This is a genomic window from Nonomuraea sp. NPDC049709, assembly GCF_040674815.1.
Lineage (GTDB): Bacteria > Actinomycetota > Actinomycetes > Streptosporangiales > Streptosporangiaceae > Nonomuraea.
In genome coordinates this window covers 49,917-67,065 of the sequence record NZ_JBFANM010000068.1, presented here as the reverse complement: position 1 = coordinate 67,065, position 17,149 = coordinate 49,917, and the positions used below count along the sequence as shown (strand labels likewise).

At 71.6% G+C, this 17,149-nt stretch carries 18 protein-coding genes; 9 read left to right on the top strand and 9 right to left on the bottom strand.

The features are described from left to right. Positions 1–2,315 (top strand): CARDB domain-containing protein (locus AB0J69_RS46380; RefSeq protein ID WP_364132002.1); only part of this gene is annotated, 2,315 nt, incomplete at its 5' end. 32 nt (positions 2,316–2,347) lie between these two features. On the opposite strand, the gene AB0J69_RS46375 is transcribed toward AB0J69_RS46380, so the two are convergent. Next, entirely contained in the window at positions 2,348–2,593 is a 246-nt protein-coding gene (locus AB0J69_RS46375; protein WP_364132001.1) for a hypothetical protein, read from the bottom strand. 12 nt (positions 2,594–2,605) lie between these two features. Beyond that, the gene (locus AB0J69_RS46370) at positions 2,606–3,991 is read right to left on the bottom strand and encodes a glutamine synthetase family protein (protein ID WP_364132000.1); all 1,386 of its coding nucleotides are present in this window, start codon (positions 3,989–3,991) and stop codon (positions 2,606–2,608) included. Between the two features lie 123 nt (positions 3,992–4,114). Between AB0J69_RS46370 and AB0J69_RS46365 the strand changes: the two genes are divergently transcribed. Then, positions 4,115–5,482 carry a pyridoxal-dependent decarboxylase gene (locus tag AB0J69_RS46365; RefSeq protein WP_364131999.1) on the top strand — a complete coding sequence of 456 codons (1,368 nt, stop codon included), beginning with the start codon at positions 4,115–4,117 and terminating at the stop codon, positions 5,480–5,482. A gap of 48 nt (positions 5,483–5,530) precedes the next feature. Here AB0J69_RS46365 and AB0J69_RS46360 read toward each other — a convergent pair whose 3' ends face one another. Together AB0J69_RS46360 and AB0J69_RS46355 are read right to left on the bottom strand one after the other, a co-directional pair. Then, the gene (locus AB0J69_RS46360; protein ID WP_364131997.1) at positions 5,531–6,256 is read right to left on the bottom strand and encodes a phytanoyl-CoA dioxygenase family protein; all 726 of its coding nucleotides are present in this window, start codon (positions 6,254–6,256) and stop codon (positions 5,531–5,533) included. A gap of 53 nt (positions 6,257–6,309) precedes the next feature. After that, positions 6,310–6,984 carry a TetR family transcriptional regulator gene (locus tag AB0J69_RS46355; protein WP_364131995.1) on the bottom strand — a complete coding sequence of 225 codons (675 nt, stop codon included), beginning with the start codon at positions 6,982–6,984 and terminating at the stop codon, positions 6,310–6,312. An 89-nt stretch (positions 6,985–7,073) separates the two neighbouring features. Between AB0J69_RS46355 and AB0J69_RS46350 the strand changes: the two genes are divergently transcribed. From AB0J69_RS46350 to AB0J69_RS46340, 3 genes are read left to right on the top strand one after another with little or no spacing between them, the layout of a single operon-like run. Next, on the top strand, positions 7,074–8,612 hold the full coding sequence (locus AB0J69_RS46350; RefSeq protein ID WP_364131994.1) for an acyl-CoA carboxylase subunit beta: 1,539 nt from the start codon (positions 7,074–7,076) through the stop codon (positions 8,610–8,612). After that, positions 8,609–8,794 (top strand): acyl-CoA carboxylase subunit epsilon, encoded by a 186-nt coding sequence (locus AB0J69_RS46345; protein WP_364131992.1) that lies wholly within the window; start codon positions 8,609–8,611, stop codon positions 8,792–8,794. Before AB0J69_RS46350 ends, AB0J69_RS46345 begins: the two co-directional genes overlap by 4 nt. Before the next feature lie 2 nt (positions 8,795–8,796). After that, the gene (locus AB0J69_RS46340) at positions 8,797–10,539 is read left to right on the top strand and encodes a biotin carboxylase N-terminal domain-containing protein (protein WP_364132003.1); all 1,743 of its coding nucleotides are present in this window, start codon (positions 8,797–8,799) and stop codon (positions 10,537–10,539) included. A 74-nt stretch (positions 10,540–10,613) separates the two neighbouring features. On the opposite strand, the gene AB0J69_RS46335 is transcribed toward AB0J69_RS46340, so the two are convergent. Then, positions 10,614–10,739 (bottom strand): hypothetical protein, encoded by a 126-nt coding sequence (locus tag AB0J69_RS46335; RefSeq protein ID WP_364131991.1) that lies wholly within the window; start codon positions 10,737–10,739, stop codon positions 10,614–10,616. Between the two features lie 90 nt (positions 10,740–10,829). Next, positions 10,830–11,471 carry a DUF305 domain-containing protein gene (locus tag AB0J69_RS46330; protein ID WP_364131990.1) on the bottom strand — a complete coding sequence of 214 codons (642 nt, stop codon included), beginning with the start codon at positions 11,469–11,471 and terminating at the stop codon, positions 10,830–10,832. Positions 11,472–11,674: 203 nt separating this feature from the next. Between AB0J69_RS46330 and AB0J69_RS46325 the strand changes: the two genes are divergently transcribed. Further along, positions 11,675–13,501 (top strand): hypothetical protein, encoded by a 1,827-nt coding sequence (locus AB0J69_RS46325; protein WP_364131988.1) that lies wholly within the window; start codon positions 11,675–11,677, stop codon positions 13,499–13,501. Between the two features lie 174 nt (positions 13,502–13,675). Further along, positions 13,676–13,804 carry a hypothetical protein gene (locus tag AB0J69_RS46320; protein WP_364131986.1) on the top strand — a complete coding sequence of 43 codons (129 nt, stop codon included), beginning with the start codon at positions 13,676–13,678 and terminating at the stop codon, positions 13,802–13,804. Here AB0J69_RS46320 and AB0J69_RS46315 read toward each other — a convergent pair. Beyond that, on the bottom strand, positions 13,799–14,671 hold the full coding sequence (locus tag AB0J69_RS46315) for a M23 family metallopeptidase (protein WP_364131985.1): 873 nt from the start codon (positions 14,669–14,671) through the stop codon (positions 13,799–13,801). The two genes, AB0J69_RS46320 and AB0J69_RS46315, sit on opposite strands and share 6 nt — an antisense overlap. A gap of 310 nt (positions 14,672–14,981) precedes the next feature. On the opposite strand from AB0J69_RS46315, the gene AB0J69_RS46310 reads away from it, so the two are divergent. Continuing rightward, the gene (locus AB0J69_RS46310; RefSeq protein ID WP_364131983.1) at positions 14,982–15,443 is read left to right on the top strand and encodes a nucleoside deaminase; all 462 of its coding nucleotides are present in this window, start codon (positions 14,982–14,984) and stop codon (positions 15,441–15,443) included. A 15-nt stretch (positions 15,444–15,458) separates the two neighbouring features. Here the strand turns inward: AB0J69_RS46310 and AB0J69_RS46305 are convergent, their stop codons facing one another. Both AB0J69_RS46305 and AB0J69_RS46300 read right to left on the bottom strand, forming a co-directional pair. Continuing rightward, positions 15,459–16,079, bottom strand: coding sequence for an L-threonylcarbamoyladenylate synthase (locus AB0J69_RS46305; protein WP_364131982.1), 621 nt, complete (start codon positions 16,077–16,079; stop codon positions 15,459–15,461). A gap of 245 nt (positions 16,080–16,324) precedes the next feature. Then, positions 16,325–16,744, bottom strand: a complete 420-nt coding sequence (locus tag AB0J69_RS46300) for a hypothetical protein (RefSeq protein ID WP_364131981.1) — start codon at positions 16,742–16,744, stop codon at positions 16,325–16,327. 115 nt (positions 16,745–16,859) lie between these two features. On the opposite strand from AB0J69_RS46300, the gene AB0J69_RS46295 reads away from it, so the two are divergent. Then, entirely contained in the window at positions 16,860–17,108 is a 249-nt protein-coding gene (locus AB0J69_RS46295) for a hypothetical protein (RefSeq protein ID WP_364131980.1), read from the top strand. The last annotated feature ends 41 nt before the right edge of the window (positions 17,109–17,149 follow it).

Sequence of the window (17,149 nt, the reverse complement as noted above, 5' to 3'; positions counted from 1 at the left end):
GGACGGCGGGCTCGGCCGCGACCTCGGTCAACTTCTACGCCGGCACCACCAAGGTCGGCACCGCCGCCGTGGGCGCCCTGGCCGCCGGCGCCTCCGCCACCGTCTCGGCGAACATCGGGACCAGGAGCGCGGGGACGTACCAGCTCTCGGCCAAGGCCGACGAGGACGGCAAGGTCGTCGAGCAGAACGAGAGCAACAACTCCTTCACCGCGCCGACGTCCCTGGTCGTCGCCGAGGCGCCCGGACCCGACCTGCAGGTCCTCAGCATCACGGCCAACCCGCCGAACCCCGCCGCCGGAGCGCGGGTCACCTTCACCGTGGCCGTGAAGAACCGCGGCACCAGCACCACCGGCGCCACCACGGTCACCCGGGTCGCGGTGGGCGGCACCACGCTCGACACCCAGACGCCGCCGATCGCCGCCGGTGCGACCGCCGACGTGGCCGTCAGCGGGAGCTGGACCGCCACCAGCGGCGGCGCCACCGTCACCGCAACCGCCGACGCGACCGGCGTCGTGGAGGAGACCGACGAAGGCAACAACTCGCTCGCGCAGGCGATCACGGTCGGGCGCGGCGCCTCGGTGCCGTACGTCGAGTACGAGGCCGAGGCCGCCGGCTACCAGGGAACCCTGCTGCAGGCGGACCCGCTGCGCACCTTCGGCCACACCAACTTCGCGACCGAGTCGTCGGGCCGGAAGTCGGTCCGGCTCAACAGCACCGGCCAGTACGTCGAGTTCACCTCCACCAACCCCGCCAACTCGATCGTGGTGCGCAACTCGATCCCGGACGCGGCGGGCGGCGGCGGCATCGAGGCCACGCTCAGCCTGTACGTCGACGGCGTCTTCGCGCAGAAGCTCACCCTGTCGTCCCGGCACAGCTGGCTGTACGGCACCAGCGACGACCCGGAGGCGCTGACCAACACCCCGCAGGCCGACGCGCGGCGGCTGTTCGACGAGGCGCACGCGCTCCTGTCACGCTCGTACCCGGCCGGCACCAAGTTCCGGCTGCAGCGGGACGCCGGCGACAACGCCGCCTTCTACATCATCGACCTGATCGACCTGGAGCAGGTGGCGCCCCCGGCCGACAAGCCGGCCGAATGCACCTCCATCACCGAGTACGGCGCGGTCCCCAACGACGGCAACGACGACACCGCCGCCATCCAGCGGGCGGTCACCGACGACCAGAACGGCGTCATCACCTGCGTGTGGATCCCGCCGGGCCAGTGGCGGCAGGAGAAGAAGATCCTCACCGACGATCCGCTTAACCGCGGGCAGTACAACCAGGTCGGCATCAGCAACGTCACGATCCGCGGCGCGGGCATGTGGCACTCCCAGCTCTACACCCTGACCGAGCCGCACCTGGCGACGGGCGGCATCAACCACCCGCACGAGGGCAACTTCGGTTTCGACATCGACAACAACGTCCAGCTCTCCGACCTGGCCATCTTCGGCTCCGGCCGCATCCGCGGCGGTCCCGGCGGCGCCGAGGGCGGGGTCGGGCTGAACGGTCGGTTCGGCAGGAACACGAAGATCGCGAACGTGTGGATCGAGCACGCCAACGTGGGCGTCTGGGTCGGCCGCGACTACGACAACATCCCCGAGCTGTGGGGGCCTGCCGACGGGCTGCAGTTCAGCGGCATGCGCATCCGCAACACGTACGCCGACGGCATCAACTTCAGCAACGGGACGCGGAACTCGCGGGTGTTCAACTCCACCTTCCGCACCACCGGCGACGACTCCCTGGCCGTCTGGGCCAACCGGTTCGTGAAGGACCCGTCGGTGGACATCGCGCATGACAACACGTTCGTCAACAACACCATCCAGCTCCCGTGGCGGGCGAACGGCATCGCGATCTACGGCGGCTACGACAACAAGATCGAGAACAACCTCGTCTACGACACGATGAACTACCCGGGCATCATGCTCGCCACCGACCACGACCCGCTGCCCTTCTCCGGACAGACGCTGATCGCCAACAACGCGCTGCACCGCTGCGGCGGCGTCTTCTGGGGTGAGGCCCAGAAGTTCGGCGCCATCACGCTCTTCGCCCAGAACAGGGACATCACCGGCGTGACCATCCGCGACACCGACATCTCCGACTCGACCTACGACGGCATCCAGTTCAAGGGGGGCGGCGGCAACATGCCGAACGTCGCCATCACCGGCGTCCGCATCGACAGGTCCAACAACGGCGCCGGCATCCTGGCCCAGGGGAGCGCCCGCGGCAGCGCGACGCTGACCGGCGTCACCATCACGAACTCGGCGACCGGCGACATCGTCAGGGAACCGGGAACGACCTTCCAGATCACCGGCGGGTGACACCGCACGGGACCTGAACGCCACCCGGTCGATCAGGCCCAAGAACACCGCGACTCCGGGAGCGACACGCCCCGGAGTCGCGGCCGTCCGGGTGTGGCGTCCCTCGGAGGCGAGGGGCCCCGCGGCGGGAGGAGGTGGCCGCGATGAGCAGGTCCATCGCGCCCGAGGAGGTCGCCGCCGCCGTCCAGGTGGGTGAAGACGAGGCGGTCGTCGGTGAGGGCGAGCAGCCAGGCGGGGTACGCGCGGTCGCTCGCGTCGAAGATGGCCTGCGCGTCCATGCCTGGCCAGGGTCAGTAGAGCCAGCGGTAGGAGCGCACCACGGCTCCGGCGTCGAGGTCGGCCGCCCGGCGGGCGTCGGAGGTGCGCACCGCGCGGAAGGCGCCGGTGAGCTCCTCGCCCAGCGCCGCGCGGATCCGCTGGTTGCCCAGCAGCGCGTCGAGCTGCTCCGTCACGGTGGTGGGCAGCCGGTGGACGCCGCGCTCGGCGCGCCGAGCCTCGCTCCAGGTCCCCGGGTCCTCCTGCACCGGGTCGGGCGGCGTGAGCCCGTCCTCGATGCCGGCCAGCCCGGCGGCGATGACGGCGGTGAGCGCGAGGTAGGGGTTGGCGGCGGCGTCGGACGGCTTGAGCTCGATGTTGGCGTGCGCCGGGCCCAGCAGCGGGGTGGCCGGTACGAGCCGCAGCGCCGCCTCCCGGTTCTCCACGCCCCAGCAGGTGAACGCGCCCGTCCAGAACCCCGGCCGCAGCCGTTGCAGCGACGACAGGCTCGGCGCGGTGACGGCCACGACCGCGGGCAGGTCGCGCAGCAGCCCGGCGAGGTAGGCCCCGCCCTCGGCCGTCATGCCCGCCGGGCCGTCGCCGCCGGACAGCAGGTTCGTGCCGGCCCGGGACAGCGAGGTGTGCAGATGCCAGCCGTTGCCCACCTGGCCCATCGTGACCAGCGGCGCGAAGCTCGCCCGCAGCCCGTGCGCCCGGGCGGCCGCGTGCACCGTCTGCCGGGCCAGGAGCTGCCGGTCGGCGGCGGTGACCGGGTCGGACGGCGCGATGTTGAACTCGAACTGCCCCGGCCCGTATTCGCCGTGGAACTGGCCGACGGGCACCCCGTTGCGGTCGAGGTCGCGCAGCAGCTGCTCGGCGAAGGCGTCCACGGCCAGCATCTTGGCCGGCCCGTAGGACGGCCCCTCGTAGACGGGCCGCAGCTCGTCGCCGTCGTCCCCGTCGGCCCGGCTGAGGTGGAACTCCATCTCGTAACCAGCCAGGAACTCCAGGCCGAGCGCCCCGGCCCGGGCGACCTGCCGCTCCAGCGCGCCCCGCTGGTCGTACGGCCACGGGGACCCGTCGGCCGCCACCTGCCGCCCGGGCACCCACGCGAACCCGGGCTGCCCGGCCAGCCGGACCAGCCGCTCGACGACCGGCACCAGCCGGATGTCACCCGAGGGAGTGCCCAGCGGGGCGTGCTCGAAGGTGATGGTGTCGTGCGAGTCGAACACCGCGAACAGCGGCGTCACCCCGACCCCGAGCCTGGCCGCCGCGCCGAACTGGCCGGCGGGCACCGTACGCGACCGTGGGATGCCGTTGTTGTCGGCCCAGACGATCGTGACGCCGGCCACGCCCGTCGCGGCCAGATCGAGATCCTCCGTGCCGCCCTGCTGCGCACCGGCGGTTACCTGGTCGAGCATTCGGCATCCCCTCACGAGCAGTCACTCGCCACTTGGAGTAGTCAAGATACTACTCTCCGCTTTGCCCGTGCCGGACCGTCCGCTCGCGGGCAGCGGGATGCTGCCGGCGATAAGGTGCGTCACGTGGAGGAACTGGGGCATCTGTTTCGTTCGGCCGCTGGGCACGCGGCCGCTTACCGGCGCTCGTTGCCCGACCGGCCGGTCGGACCGCCGATCGACCTGGACGCGCTGATCGCCGCGTTCTCCGGCCCGCTGCCCTCCGCCCCCACACCGGCGGACCGGGTGCTGGCCGACCTGCTCGCCGCGGCCGAACCCGGCCTGGTCGCGAGCGCCGGCCCGCGATATTTCGGGTTCGTGGTCGGCGGCGCGTCGCCGGCCGCGACCGCGGCCGACATCCTGGCCGCCGGCTGGGACCAGCTCGCGACCAACACCGTCACGTCGCCGGCGGCGGTCGCGGCCGAGGCGGCCGCCGGGGCCTGGCTGAAGGAGCTGCTGGGGATCCCGCCGTCGGCATCGACCGGGTTCGTCACGGGCGGCCAGGCGGCCAACACCGCCGGGCTCGCCGCCGCCCGGCACCAGGTGCTGGCGGACGCGGGCTGGGACGTGGAGCGGCGCGGGCTGCTCGGAGCGCCGCGGATCCGGGTGATCGCCGGGGAGGAGCGGCACGTGACCGTCGACCGGTCCCTTCGCCTGCTGGGCCTCGGCACCGACGTGGTGGAGCCGGTGCCGGCGGGGCCGAACGGCGCCATCGACCTCGATGCGCTGGCGGAGCGGCTGCGAGCCGGCTCACCGGGCCCGACCGTCGTGTGCCTCCAGGCCGGCAACGTGAACACCGGCGCCTGCGACCCGCTCCGGGAGGCGTGCGAGCTGGTCCGCCGGCACGGCGGGTGGGTGCACGTGGACGGGGCGTTCGGGCTGTGGGCGGCGGCCGCCCCCGGGACCCGGCATCTGGTGGACGGGCTGGAGCTGGCCGACTCCTGGGCCTGTGACGGTCACAAGTGGCTGAATCTCCCGTACGACTCGGGCTTCGTGTTCTGCGCGCGGCCCTACGCGCACGCGGCGGCGATGTCCTTCGCCGCCGCGTACCTGGTCGGATCGGGCGGCGAGCCCGTGGGAGCGGACCTCACCGCCGAGTCCTCGCGCCGCGCCCGCGGGTTCGCCGCGTGGGCCGGGCTGCGGGAGCTGGGCCGCGACGGGGTCGCGGCCCTGGTCGAGCGCTGCTGCGCGCTGGCCCGGCGGTTCGCCGAGGGGCTGACCGCGGCCGGGTTCGAGGTGGCGAACGAGGTGGTGCTCAACCAGGTGCTGGTCGGCTTCGGCGACGACGCGCGCACCGACCGCGTGGTCGCGGCGGTGCAGGCGGACGGCACCTGCTGGGCGGGCGGCACCACCTGGCGGGGCCGGCGGCTGATGCGGATCTCGGTGTCGAACGCCACCACCACGGAGGCGGACGTGGACCGGTCGGTCGCCGCGATCACCCGCGCCGCCGCCTGACACCGGCCGGAACCGCCCGCCGGCGCGGCCGCCTCCGTCACAAGAGGGTCACCAGTCGATGGCGCGGGCCAGCGGCGTGCCCTGCCCCGGCGACAGCGGCTCGGTCAGCATGAACGGCATCTGGGCCATGAACCGGGGCTCGGTCCCCAGATGCTCCTGGGCGGCGTGCACGGTGAACGGGTGCACCACGAAGGCGTCCCCGGGGCTCCCCGTGGCGAGCGCCACCGGCCGGTCCTCGCCGGTCGCGTCGAAGAGCGGCCCCATCTGCATCGGGTCGAGCACCTGCTCGTCCAGCACCTTGGCCAGGTCGCGCTGGGAGCCCGCGCGCACCCGGGTCGGCGCGTCGTCCGGGCCGACCTCCGAGAACAGCACCAGCAGCAGGAGCGTGGCGGGCCGGTTGCTCACCCCCCAGGTGCCGTCGGGCCGCATCGTGTTGGAGTCGACGTGCCAGCCCCGGTCGTCGGCCGGCGGCACCCGGGGGAAGCGGACCGGGATGTTGCCGACGCTGCCCCGCCGTGCCCACCCTCCCGGGCCGGCCACCGCGTCCAGCGCCGCGTGCAGCCGCGGGCTGGCCATGAACTGCCCGAACGGCCCCTCCCCGGTCAGGTCGGCCGTCCACACCACCGGCTGCGTCCATCCGGCCGGGTCGTCCGGCGACAGCCCGATGCGCTGCCACAACAACGCCCTGGCCGCGTCACCGACCTCGCGTGGCACGATCTGCTCCACCTTGGCGAAACCGTCGGCGACGAACTGCTCGACATCGATGATCCCCATGCTCAGGACGCTACCAACGCCGTCCACTGCTTTTTTCCGACCCCCGTGCCGCATCAGGCACGGGAGTCGAGGTGCTGCCGGATGGCGGCCATGACGGCCTGCGGGGAGGCGCCGCGGCTGAAGGTCGCGACGACGACCTGGTCGGTTTCCTGGGGTTGTTCGAGGTGGCGGAAGGTGGCGATGACGTAGCCGAGGGCGTGGTCGAGCCGCTCGCTCGGGTCGTACGTGCCGCCGGCCCGCAGCCAGCCGCGCAGGACCTGGTTGTGCGCGGCCACCACGGAGGCCGCCATGAGCTCGGCGCGCAGGCCGGCGTCGGGGGAGTCGCCGAGCCAGTCGCCCACGAACTCGCGGAACAGCCGCTGGTAACGGGCCACGCTGGCGATCTCGCGGTCGCGCAGCGCGGGCACCTTGCGCACCAGGCGGTAGCGGCGCAGCGACACCTCCGCGTCGTCGACGTAGTGGGCGAGGACGATCCGGACCGCGTCGGTGATGGCCACGATCGCGGTGTCGGCGGTGGAGGCGCGCAGCCGGGCCGCGATCCGGTCGAGCAGCGTGTCGTGGTCGGGGAAGATCGCGTCTTCCTTGGAGCGGTAGTAGCGGAAGAACGTGCTGCGGCTGACGCCTGCTCGCGCGGCGATGTCGTCGACGGTGGTCTCGTCGTAGCCGTGCTCGTCGAAGAGCGCCACGGCGGCTTCGGCCAGGCGCTGGCTGATGGGCGGTGTCGGCACGTGGCCATTGTCCCGGAAGCCGGGGCTGTTCAGGAGGGGCGATACTGAGTATCGTGTATATGAAACTCAGTCTTACCCGGTGGTGGTGAATGGCAGCGCAAGGCACTGCGGGCAGCCTGGCCCGTCTCAAGGAGCGCTTGGACGAGGCGGTGCACGTCGGCGAGGCGCGCGCGGCGGCCAAGCAGCACGCCAAGGGCCGGCTGACCGCCCGCGAGCGCGTCGAACGGCTGCTGGACCCCGGCTCGTTCGTGGAGCTGGACGCCCTCGCGAAGGGCACGCTGGGCCACGGCGACGGCGTGGTCACCGGCCACGGCACGGTGGACGGGCGCCAGGTGTGCGTGTTCTCGCAGGACTTCACGGTGGCCGGCGGCTCACTGGGCGAGGTGTACGGGCAGAAGATCTGCAAGGTCATGGACCTGGCGATGCGCACCGGCTGCCCGATCATCGGCATCAACGAGGGCGCCGGCGCCCGCATCCAGGAGGGCGTGGTCTCGCTCGGCCTGTACGGCGAGATCTTCCGCCGCAACATCCGCGCCTCGGGGGTGATCCCGCAGATCTCGCTCATCATGGGCGCCTGCGCGGGCGGCCACGTCTACTCCCCGGCGCTCACCGACTTCACGATCATGGTGGACGAGTCCTCCCACATGTTCGTCACCGGCCCCGACGTGATCAAGACGGTCACCGGCGAGGACGTCACCTTCGAGGACCTGGGCGGCGGCCGGGTGCACAACAGCCGCAGCGGCGTGGCCCACTACCTGGCCTCCGACGAGGAGGACGCGCTCGACTACGCGAGGGGCCTGCTGGCGTACCTGCCGGACAACAACCTCGACGAGCCGCCGCACCCCGGGTTCGAGGCCGACCTGGAGCCGTCCGCCGGCGACCTGGCGCTGGACGAGCTGGTGCCGGACTCGCCGAACCAGCCGTACGACATGCACGAGGTCATCGCCGCGCTGCTGGACGACGGCGACTTCCTGGAGGTGCAGGCGCTGTTCGCGCCGAATATCGTGGTCGGCTTCGGCCGGGTCGAGGGCCGCCCGGTCGGCGTGGTCGCCAACCAGCCGATGCGGCTGGCCGGGACGCTGGACATCGACGCCTCGGAGAAGGCCGCCCGGTTCGTCCGCACCTGCGATGCCTTCAGCATCCCGGTGCTCACGCTGGTGGACGTGCCCGGCTTCCTGCCCGGCACCGGCCAGGAGTGGAACGGCATCATCCGGCGCGGTGCCAAGCTCCTGTACGCCTACGGCGAGGCCACGGTCCCGCTGGTCACGGTGATCACCCGCAAGGCGTACGGGGGCGCGTACGACGTGATGGGCTCCAAGCACCTGGGCGCGGACGTCAACCTGGCCTGGTCCACGGCGCAGATCGCGGTGATGGGCGCCCAGGGCGCGGTCAACATCCTGCACCGCAAGCGCCTGGCCGCCGCCGGCGACCCCGACGCGCTGCGCGCCGAGCTGATCGCCGAGTACGAGGACACCCTGGCCACCCCCTACCTGGCGGCCGAGCGCGGCTACGTGGACGCGGTCATCCGGCCCAGCGAGACCCGCCGCGAGGTCACCCGGGCGCTGCGGCTGCTGCGCGGCAAACGCGATGCCCTGCCGCCCAAGAAGCACGGGAACATCCCGCTATGAGGGTGATCAAGGGAGACCCCACGCCGGAGGAGCTGGCCGCCCTCGTCGTCGCCCTGCGCACGCTGCGCCAGGAGCCCGCCCCACGGCCGGCCGTCCGGCCCCGGCGCGTGTTGCGCCGCCCCCTCGCCCGAGGCCCGCGCGGCTGGCGGGAGTCGAGCTGGAGTCTTGGAGGACACCTGTGAGCCTGCGCAAGGTGCTGGTCGCCAACCGCGGTGAGATCGCCGTCCGCGTCGTGCGGGCCTGCCGGGACGCCGGGATCGGGTGCGTGGCGGTCTACGCCGACCCCGATCGCGACGCGCTGCACGTACGGCTGGCCGACGAGGCGTACGCGCTGGGCGGGGCGACGCCCGCCGAGACTTACCTGTCGATCGAGAAGATCGTCGAGGTGGCGGCGCGGTCGGGAGCCGACGCCGTGCACCCCGGCTACGGTTTCCTGGCCGAGAACGCCGCGTTCGCGCAGGCGGTCATCGACGCCGGGCTGGTCTGGATCGGCCCGCCGCCCGCCGCGATCACCGCGCTCGGCGACAAGGTGCGGGCCCGGCACCTCGCCCAGCAGGTCGGCGCGCCGCTGGTCCCCGGGACGCCCGACCCGGTGTCCGGGGTCGAGGAGGTCCTGCGGTTCGCCGAGCGGCACGGGCTGCCGATCGCGATCAAGGCGGCGTTCGGCGGTGGCGGGCGCGGCCTGAAGGTGGCCCGCACCCTGGAGGAGATCCCCGACCTGTACGACAGCGCCGTCCGCGAGGCCGTGGCGGCCTTCGGCCGGGGCGAGTGCTTCGTCGAGCGCTACCTCGACCGGCCCCGCCACGTGGAGACCCAGTGCCTGGCCGACGCGCACGGCACCGTGGTGGTGGTGAGCACCCGCGACTGCTCGCTCCAGCGCCGCCACCAGAAGCTCGTCGAGGAGGCGCCGGCCCCCTTCCTGACCCCGGAGCAGGAGGCGCTGCTGCGCGAGTCGTCGAAGGCGATCCTGCGCGCGGCCGGTTACGTCGGCGCCGGGACCTGCGAGTTCCTGGTCGGCCAGGACGGCACCGTCTCCTTCCTGGAGGTCAACACCCGCCTGCAGGTCGAGCACCCGGTCACCGAGGAGGTCACCGGCATCGACCTGGTCCGCGAGATGTTCCGCATAGCCGACGGCGAACCCCTCGGCTACGACGACCCCGCGCCGCGCGGCCACTCCATCGAGTTCCGCGTCAACGCCGAGGACCCCGGCCGCGGCTTCCTGCCCGCCCCCGGCACCATCACCGGCTGGCGCGCGCCCTCCGGCCCGGGTGTCCGCCTGGACAGCGGCTACGAGCAGGGCGAGACCGTGCCGGGCGCGTTCGACTCCCTGGTCGCCAAGCTGATCGTCACCGGGGCCACCCGTACCCAGGCGCTGGAGCGCGCCCGCCGGGCGCTGGCCGAGTACGAGATCGACGGCATGCCCACCGCGCTGCCCTTCCACCGGGCCGTCGTCCAGGCCCCCGCCTTCACCGCCGAGCCGTTCACCGTGCACACCCGCTGGATCGAGACCGAGTTCGACAACCGGATCGCGCCTTACGCGGGCGAGATCGCGGCTGGGGAGCCGGGGGAGCGGGAGCGCGTCACGGTCGAGGTGGCGGGCAAGCGCCTGGAGGTCGTCCTCCCGGCCGGGCTCGGAGCCACCGGCGGGGCGCGGAAGCCCGCGGCCGCCCGCCGGGCCAGGAAGGCGGCGGCGCCCGCCGCCGGTGGCGACGCGCTGGTCAGCCCCATGCAGGGCACGATCGTCAAGGTGGTCGCCGCCGACGGCGACAGCGTGGCGACCGGCGACACCGTCGTCGTGCTGGAGGCCATGAAGATGGAGCAGCCGATCACCGCGCACAAGGACGGCACCGTGGTGGGCCTGTCCGCGGCGACCGGGGCCACGGTGGCGGCGGGCGCGGTGATCTGCGAGATCAAGGACCCGGCATGACCCGGGAGCGGTGGCGGGAGCGCCCTCGGCCTGCTCCGCGACCTGACGGCCCACCTCGCCGCCGGGCACCCTGTCTAGGGCCGGAGCAGCAGGTTGATGACCACGGTCAGCAGCACCGACAGCAGGATCGACAGGACGATCATCGCCAGGCACCCCGTCCACCCGCCCAGCGGTCTGACATCCCACCTTCCGGACCTCATACCGCATGCGCCTACCCGCGGACGTGCCCCGAAATCCCCTGGTCAGGCCATGTCCTGACGCGCCTGCCGAGGAGGACGTGAGCGGCCGGCTCAGAGGGCGTCGAGGAGTTGCCGCATGCGGGCGATCTCGATGCGCTGGTCCGAGTCGACGTGGGTGGCGAACTGGTCGATCTCCGGCTCCAAGCCGCCCTTCTCGGCGTACAGGCGCTCCACCATCTGCAGCGCGCCGGTGTGGTGCTGGATCATGTACTGGTAGAAGAGCCGGTCGAACTGTTCGCCCTTGGCTCCCCGGAGCTCGGTGAGCTGGGCGTCGGTGAGCATGCCGGGCATGAGCTCGCCACCGCCGTGGTCGTGGCCGGAGTCCGCGCCGGGCACCCGTTCCATGCGGTCGCGCAGCCAGCGCACCATCAGGTCCATCTCGTCCCGCTGGGAGACGTCGATGCGCTTGGCGAGCCGCGGCAGGCTCGTGCTCTTGGCCCGCCCGGCGACCAGGCCGGTCATCTCCAGCGCCTGGGCGTGGTGGCGGATCATCCCCTGCATGAACCGTACGTCCGCGGCGGTGTGCCCGGTGCTGGGCTGCTCGATCTCGTCCAGCGGCACCACCTGGCCGGTCTCGCCGGGCCGTCCCGGCTGGACGACGGTCACGGAGGAGGAGGACCCGCCGGACGTGCACCCGGTGAGCGCGCCGGCCACGATCAGGAGCGGGGGGACGAGAAGGCGTAACGAGATCATGAAGGACGCTCGCTTCAAAAGTGCCACATATCGGATATATCCGGAAAATCGGACAGCATATAGCTCAGCTCACCAAATTACTTTAGTGTCCGCATAACCGTCGTGCCGATATCTGACGGTCCAGTCGGACATCTGGGCCGTTCCGGGCTGTGGCACGGCGCGTTGGGTCACGCCGAAGTACCGGAAAAGGAGGGGTGCGACCCATGCAGGAGATCAGTACGGCACGACGACGTGCCGGGTTACGCGGCCTGGCGGTGATCGCGGCGGGGGTGATCCTGGCCGGGATGCTGCCCACAGCCGCAGTGTCAGCCGAGCCGGCTCCGATTCCGGCCGATCCGGCCACGCAGCAGGCCGACCCGCGGGTCGGCCTGGGCGCCGGATGGCTCGACGCCCAGCAGGCGGCCAGCGGGCTGCAGCTCGTCGGCCACCAGAACCGGCCGGAGGGCTTCTTCCAGCCCGACAACCCGGGCAACCTCGCATTCGCCAACTCCGACCTCGCGCTCGCCGGCAACCACGCGTTCGTCGGAAACTTCCACGGCTTCAACATTTACGACATCTCCAAGCCGTCCCAGCCGGCCCTGAAGACCTCCGTGGTCTGCCCCGGCGGCCAGGGTGACCTGTCGGTGTACGGCAACCTGCTCTTCATGTCGGTCGAGGAGACCCGGGGCCGGCTCGACTGCGGCACCCAGGGCGCCCCCGGCTCCGTGAACCCGGAGCGCTTCCGCGGCGTCCGGATCTTCGACGTGAGCAACATCTCCCAGCCGGTCCAGGTCGCCGCGGTGCAGACCTGCCGCGGCTCGCACACGCACAGCGTGGTGACCGGCAAGCAGGACCGGGACAACGTCTACATCTACGTCTCCGGCACCGCCGGGGTGCGCAACGGCCAGGAGCTGGCCGGCTGCGTGAACGCGCCGGCGACCGACCTGAACACCGCCCTGTGGCGGATCGAGGTCATCAAGGTCCCGCTGGCCGCCCCGCAGAACGCGGCGATCGTCAGCCAGCCCCGGGTGTTCACCGACCCGGCGACCGGCGCGATCAACGGCCTGCAGAACGCCCCGCCCGCGCCGACGCACCCGTCCGGCGGCAACTGGTCCCCGCAGCCGGTGACCAGCGCCTGCCACGACCTCACCGCGTTCCCGGCGCTGAACCTGGTCGCCGGCGCCTGCGCGGGCAACGGCATCCTGCTCGACACCACCGACCCGGCCGCGCCGGTCCGGCTGGACGAGGTCTCCGACCCCAACTTCGCGTACTGGCACTCGGCGACGCTGAGCAACGACGGGAAGAAGGTCGTCTTCACCGACGAGTGGGGCGGCGGCACCGGCGCTCGCTGCCGGGAGACCGACGAGCTGTCGTGGGGCGCGAACGCCATCTTCGACATCGTGAACGGCAAGATGGAGTTCCGCAGCTACTACAAGATGCCCGCGGTGCAGACCACCACGGAAAACTGCGTCGCGCACAACGGGTCGCTGATCCCGGTGCCGGGGCGGGACATCATGGTCCAGGGCTGGTACCAGGGCGGCGTGTCGGCGTTCGACTTCACCGACTCGGCCAACCCGAAGGAGATCGCCTTCTTCGACCGGGGCCCGATCAGCGCCACCCAGCTGTTCACCGGCGGCATCTGGTCCGCGTACTACTACAACGGCCGCGTGTACGGCTCCGAGATCGCCCGCGGTCTGGACGTCTTCGAGCTGACCCCGACCAAGGACCTGGCGGAGGCGGAGATCGCCGCCGCGGCCAAGGTCAGGTACGACGTGTTCAACGCCCAGCACCAGCCACAGGTGGTCCACCAGCCCAGCTTCGAGCTGGTCCGGGCGTACCAGGTGCAGGCCGAGCGGGCCGGCACGATGCGGAAGGGCACCGCCATCGCGGTGGACCGGCTCATCGACTCGGCCGAGCGCCTGGCCGACCGGCGGCTGAAGAAGATCGCCGCGATCGAGCTCCGCACCGCGGCCCGGCTGCTCAAGGCCTCTGACCCGGCCCAGGCCGCCCTGGCCAAGGCGCTCAACGACCTGGCCAGAGCTCTCGACTAGCACGGCGGTACGACACCACTAGGGGCGCTCCCGCCAGGGGCGCCCCTTCGCCGTTCCCTGGAGTTGCCGCACATGTCGTCGAAACTCTGCAAATGCCGCAGCATTTCGCGAATCCCGCCAGGGAAATGCAGCAGAAAGTGACGCCGTCAATAAAGTGGCGATTCGTGGCCCCAGATGGCCGACCTGAGCGTCGTGCTGGGCGGCGGGCGGATCGTGGAGTACGGCACCACGCCGAGCTCATCGACCTCGCCGGGCGGTACGCCCACCTGTACGACCTCCGTGGCCGCCGCCTACAGGTCATGAGCAGTGTTCGAAGGGACTGGTGTACGAGCTGGTCCCGACGGAGCCGCCCCACTTGACGCACACGGCGGGCGCGGACCGCTTGACGGGTCCCGCGTAGTAGCCGAAGCTCCCCGCGTTCGTCGTCCTGGTCTGCCCCTCCGGCTCGAGGAAGGCCGACATCGACGACGGCGATCCGACGTTCGTCGTCTTCAGCGTCACCACGCAGTTGTAGCCGTTGCCCGAGTTGTACAGCAGATAGGTGCGACCGCCGGTGAGGCCGGCCGAGTCGATGACCGCGTACCCGCCGCCGCAGACCTCCTCGGGCGTGTAGGGGTTGCCGCCGCAGGAGTTGGTGCTGGTGATGGCCTTCTTCTCGCCCAGGGACACGGTCACGCCGTCCACGGTGGGGCTGGTGTCCACCGCGCCGGTGGAGGTGCGCTGCTCGTAGTGCAGGTGGGGAGCGGTGGAGCCGCCCGTGGAGCCGACCGTTCCGATCGTGGTGCCCTGGCCGACGCTCATCGAGCCGCCGGCCCCCCGTGCCATGGTGGCGAGGTGGGCGTAACGGGTCCGGCTGCCGTCGGCGTGCCGCACCTCCACCCACCTGCCGTAGCTCGTGTTTCCCGCGTCGTAGAAGTACGCGGTGCCCGCGGCGGTGGCGCGTACGGTCTCGCCGTTGATGTCGTCGCCGCCGTAGTCCTGCCAGTCGATGGAACCCGACGGGCTGTGGCCGGGGGACCAGTTGTTGGCGTTGAAGGTCTTTCCGCAGTTGAACGGGCTCTTGTGGGCGGTGGCCAGGGCCTGGACGGGGTCGGCGGAGGCGGCCTGGGGGAGCAGCGCCAACGCGAGCGGGATCAGCAGGGCAAGGGCTGGGGCTTTACCGGGGATCATGCTCACCTCGTGAACAGGGGGGGATGATCGTGAAGATAACTCCGAAAGTTCTCTTCATCAATCCCTGATCACGTGAAAGTTTCCGGCCTAACGGGTTGCGCGAAAGGTACGAGGATGTCGGGGCGGCGGCCGATCAGCGTGCACGTGGTGACCGTCCACTACGCCGACGACCTGGTCGCCGTCCTCCCCATACCGCGGGGAGCCTCGGCGAGATCCGCGCCCCGCCGCGCGCCGTGGCCCCGGCCGGGGGTGAGGGGCGGGCGGGCGGGGAAGGACCCTGACGCGGAGTCCCCGGCAGGGGGGAGGGCGGATGGGTTCCCGGTCGCGGTCGGAGACGGACGGCGCGATGATGGCGGTCGCGATCGCCGAGGCGAGGAAGGGCCTCGACGACGGCGGCATCCCTATCGGGGCGGCGCTGGCCCAGGGGGAGGCGCTGGTGGCCTCCGGGCACAACGAGCGCGTTCAGCGGGGCGACCCGATCGCCCATGGGGAGATCGCGTGCCTGCGCAACGGCGGTCGCATCGCGTCTTACCAGGACATGACGCTGTACACGACGCTCTCGCCCTGCGAGATGTGCAGCGGCGCGGTGCTGCTCTTCCGCATCCCGCGGGTGGTGATCGGCGAGCGGGAGAGCTATCCGGGGGACGTGGACTTCCTCCGCTCGCGGGGCGTCGAGGTCGACGTGCTCGACGACGAGGTGTGCCGGGCCATGATGACGCGCTTCCAGCGGGAGAACCCCGGCGTGTGGAGCGAGGACATCGGCGGGCGTTGACGGGCCGTCAGGGCCCTACTCGAAGAGGGACGGGTCTCCCGTGCCCCGGCGGAGGATCTCGGGCTCGCCCTGCGAACAGTCGACGACCGTCGTCGGAGTGGCGCCGCACTCGCCCGAGTCGATGACCGCGTCCACCACGTGGTCGAGCCGCTCCTTGATCTCCCAGCCCTGCGTCATGGGCTCGGCTTCGTCGGGCAGCAGCAGGGTGCTGGACAGCAGTGGTTCGCCGAGCTCGGCCAGCAGCGCCTGCGTGACGACGTGGTCGGGGATCCGCACGCCGACCGTCTTCTTCCGCGGATGCAGCAACCGCCGCGGCACCTCCTTGGTCGCGGGCAGGATGAACGTGTAACCGCCGGGAGTCGCCGTCTTGATCAGGCGGAACAGCGCATTGTTCACCAGAACGAACTGGCCGAACTGCGCGAAGTCCCTGCAGACCAGGGTGAAATGGTGCTCGCTGCCCAGGCCGCGGATCTCCCTGATCCGGTCGATGCCCTCCTTGTTGCCCAGCCGGCACCCGAGGGCGTAGCAGGAGTCCGTCGGGTACGCGATCAGCCCGTCCGCGTTGAGGGTGTCGACGACCTGGCTGATCAGGCGAGGCTGGGGATTGTCGGGATGCACGTCGAAGTATCTGGCCACACCTCGGATCTTAGAAGCGCGGCGGACCACATCCTGCCGCTGCGCCCAGCCGCTCCCCACGACGCGCATTGATGCGCGTCATGCATTTTGTCCGGTAGGACGCGCCTTTTCCCGACGGGCGGACCGGTGAGCGGCGGTGCCCGAGAACAGGATGTGCCGATGCCCGACAACAGCCTGACCGAGCAGTCCTCCGCCGGGAATCCCACGGCGATGCGGCGGGTCCTCGCCCGGCCACGTAGGCGGGATCACCCTCCTTGCGTGTAGATGGTCTTCCAGCGTGAGCACTTGCCGACGGGCCGCTTGGACGTGCCCCGGCACACCTGCGCCCAGATCTGCAGGACGCCCCCGACGCTCTTGCGGAACGACCCGGTCCCGGCCGTGCAGTTGTAGACACCGTGCGTACGCCGGCGCCCGTTGCTCGCGTTCTGGTACTTGATGAGGACCCACGAGCAGCCCTTGCCGTAGGTGTCGTCGAGGTAGCCGGTCACGACGAGCCCCGACTGGCCGACGACGACCTTGCCCCGGGCGGTCGCCATGCCGTCGGTGGAGTGGAGGGCGCCCCATTTCCAGCTGGTGGGGCCGGCCGAGGCGGGGGCGGGCTGCGCGGTGAGCACGACTCCGGCGGCACCCAGGCCGGCCAGGACGCGGGTCAGACGATGGTTCATCACCCGTCCAGGAGTACCGCCCGGAACTTGCGCCCGACTTGGAATCGAGCTGTGCCCTGGCCGCGGACACCGACCGACCAGTGGGTTCCAAGACGCCCCTGCCAGATCGTGGAGTGTGAGCGATGACCCCCATCCGCTCCGCCACGTGTTCTCGTTCGTGGTGTACCGCAGGCGGGGGCACCGGGGATGGTGCTGGCTCCTGCGGTCGATGGACCCCGAGATGATCGGGGAGGTGCTCTCCGGCCTGGTGAACCCGTTCAGGTGGATCGAGCTGCTCCTCCGGTGGATCTGGTGGCCCTTTCGCTGGATCCTGCGCCTGCCGGCCTGGATCGGGCGGATCCTGTCCGCGCTGGGAGGTTTCTAGACCGGACGGGGCGTCGTGAGCTCGGCCGGATCGCGGCCCGC

Excerpts from the sequence above, each read along its gene's own strand:
- AB0J69_RS46375 (WP_364132001.1), bottom strand. The coding sequence starts at position 2,593 with ATGGACGCGCAGGCCATCTTCGACGCGAGCGACCGCGCGTACCCCGCC.
- AB0J69_RS46370 (WP_364132000.1), bottom strand. The coding sequence starts at position 3,991 with ATGCTCGACCAGGTAACCGCCGGTGCGCAGCAGGGCGGCACGGAGGAT.
- AB0J69_RS46360 (WP_364131997.1), bottom strand. The coding sequence starts at position 6,256 with ATGGGGATCATCGATGTCGAGCAGTTCGTCGCCGACGGTTTCGCCAAG.
- AB0J69_RS46350 (WP_364131994.1), top strand. The coding sequence starts at position 7,074 with ATGGCAGCGCAAGGCACTGCGGGCAGCCTGGCCCGTCTCAAGGAGCGC.
- AB0J69_RS46345 (WP_364131992.1), top strand. The coding sequence starts at position 8,609 with ATGAGGGTGATCAAGGGAGACCCCACGCCGGAGGAGCTGGCCGCCCTC.
- AB0J69_RS46335 (WP_364131991.1), bottom strand. The coding sequence starts at position 10,739 with ATGAGGTCCGGAAGGTGGGATGTCAGACCGCTGGGCGGGTGGACGGGG.
- AB0J69_RS46330 (WP_364131990.1), bottom strand. The coding sequence starts at position 11,471 with ATGATCTCGTTACGCCTTCTCGTCCCCCCGCTCCTGATCGTGGCCGGC.
- AB0J69_RS46325 (WP_364131988.1), top strand. The coding sequence starts at position 11,675 with ATGCAGGAGATCAGTACGGCACGACGACGTGCCGGGTTACGCGGCCTG.
- AB0J69_RS46320 (WP_364131986.1), top strand. The coding sequence starts at position 13,676 with ATGGCCGACCTGAGCGTCGTGCTGGGCGGCGGGCGGATCGTGGAGTAC.
- AB0J69_RS46315 (WP_364131985.1), bottom strand. The coding sequence starts at position 14,671 with ATGATCCCCGGTAAAGCCCCAGCCCTTGCCCTGCTGATCCCGCTCGCG.
- AB0J69_RS46310 (WP_364131983.1), top strand. The coding sequence starts at position 14,982 with ATGGGTTCCCGGTCGCGGTCGGAGACGGACGGCGCGATGATGGCGGTC.
- AB0J69_RS46300 (WP_364131981.1), bottom strand. The coding sequence starts at position 16,744 with ATGAACCATCGTCTGACCCGCGTCCTGGCCGGCCTGGGTGCCGCCGGA.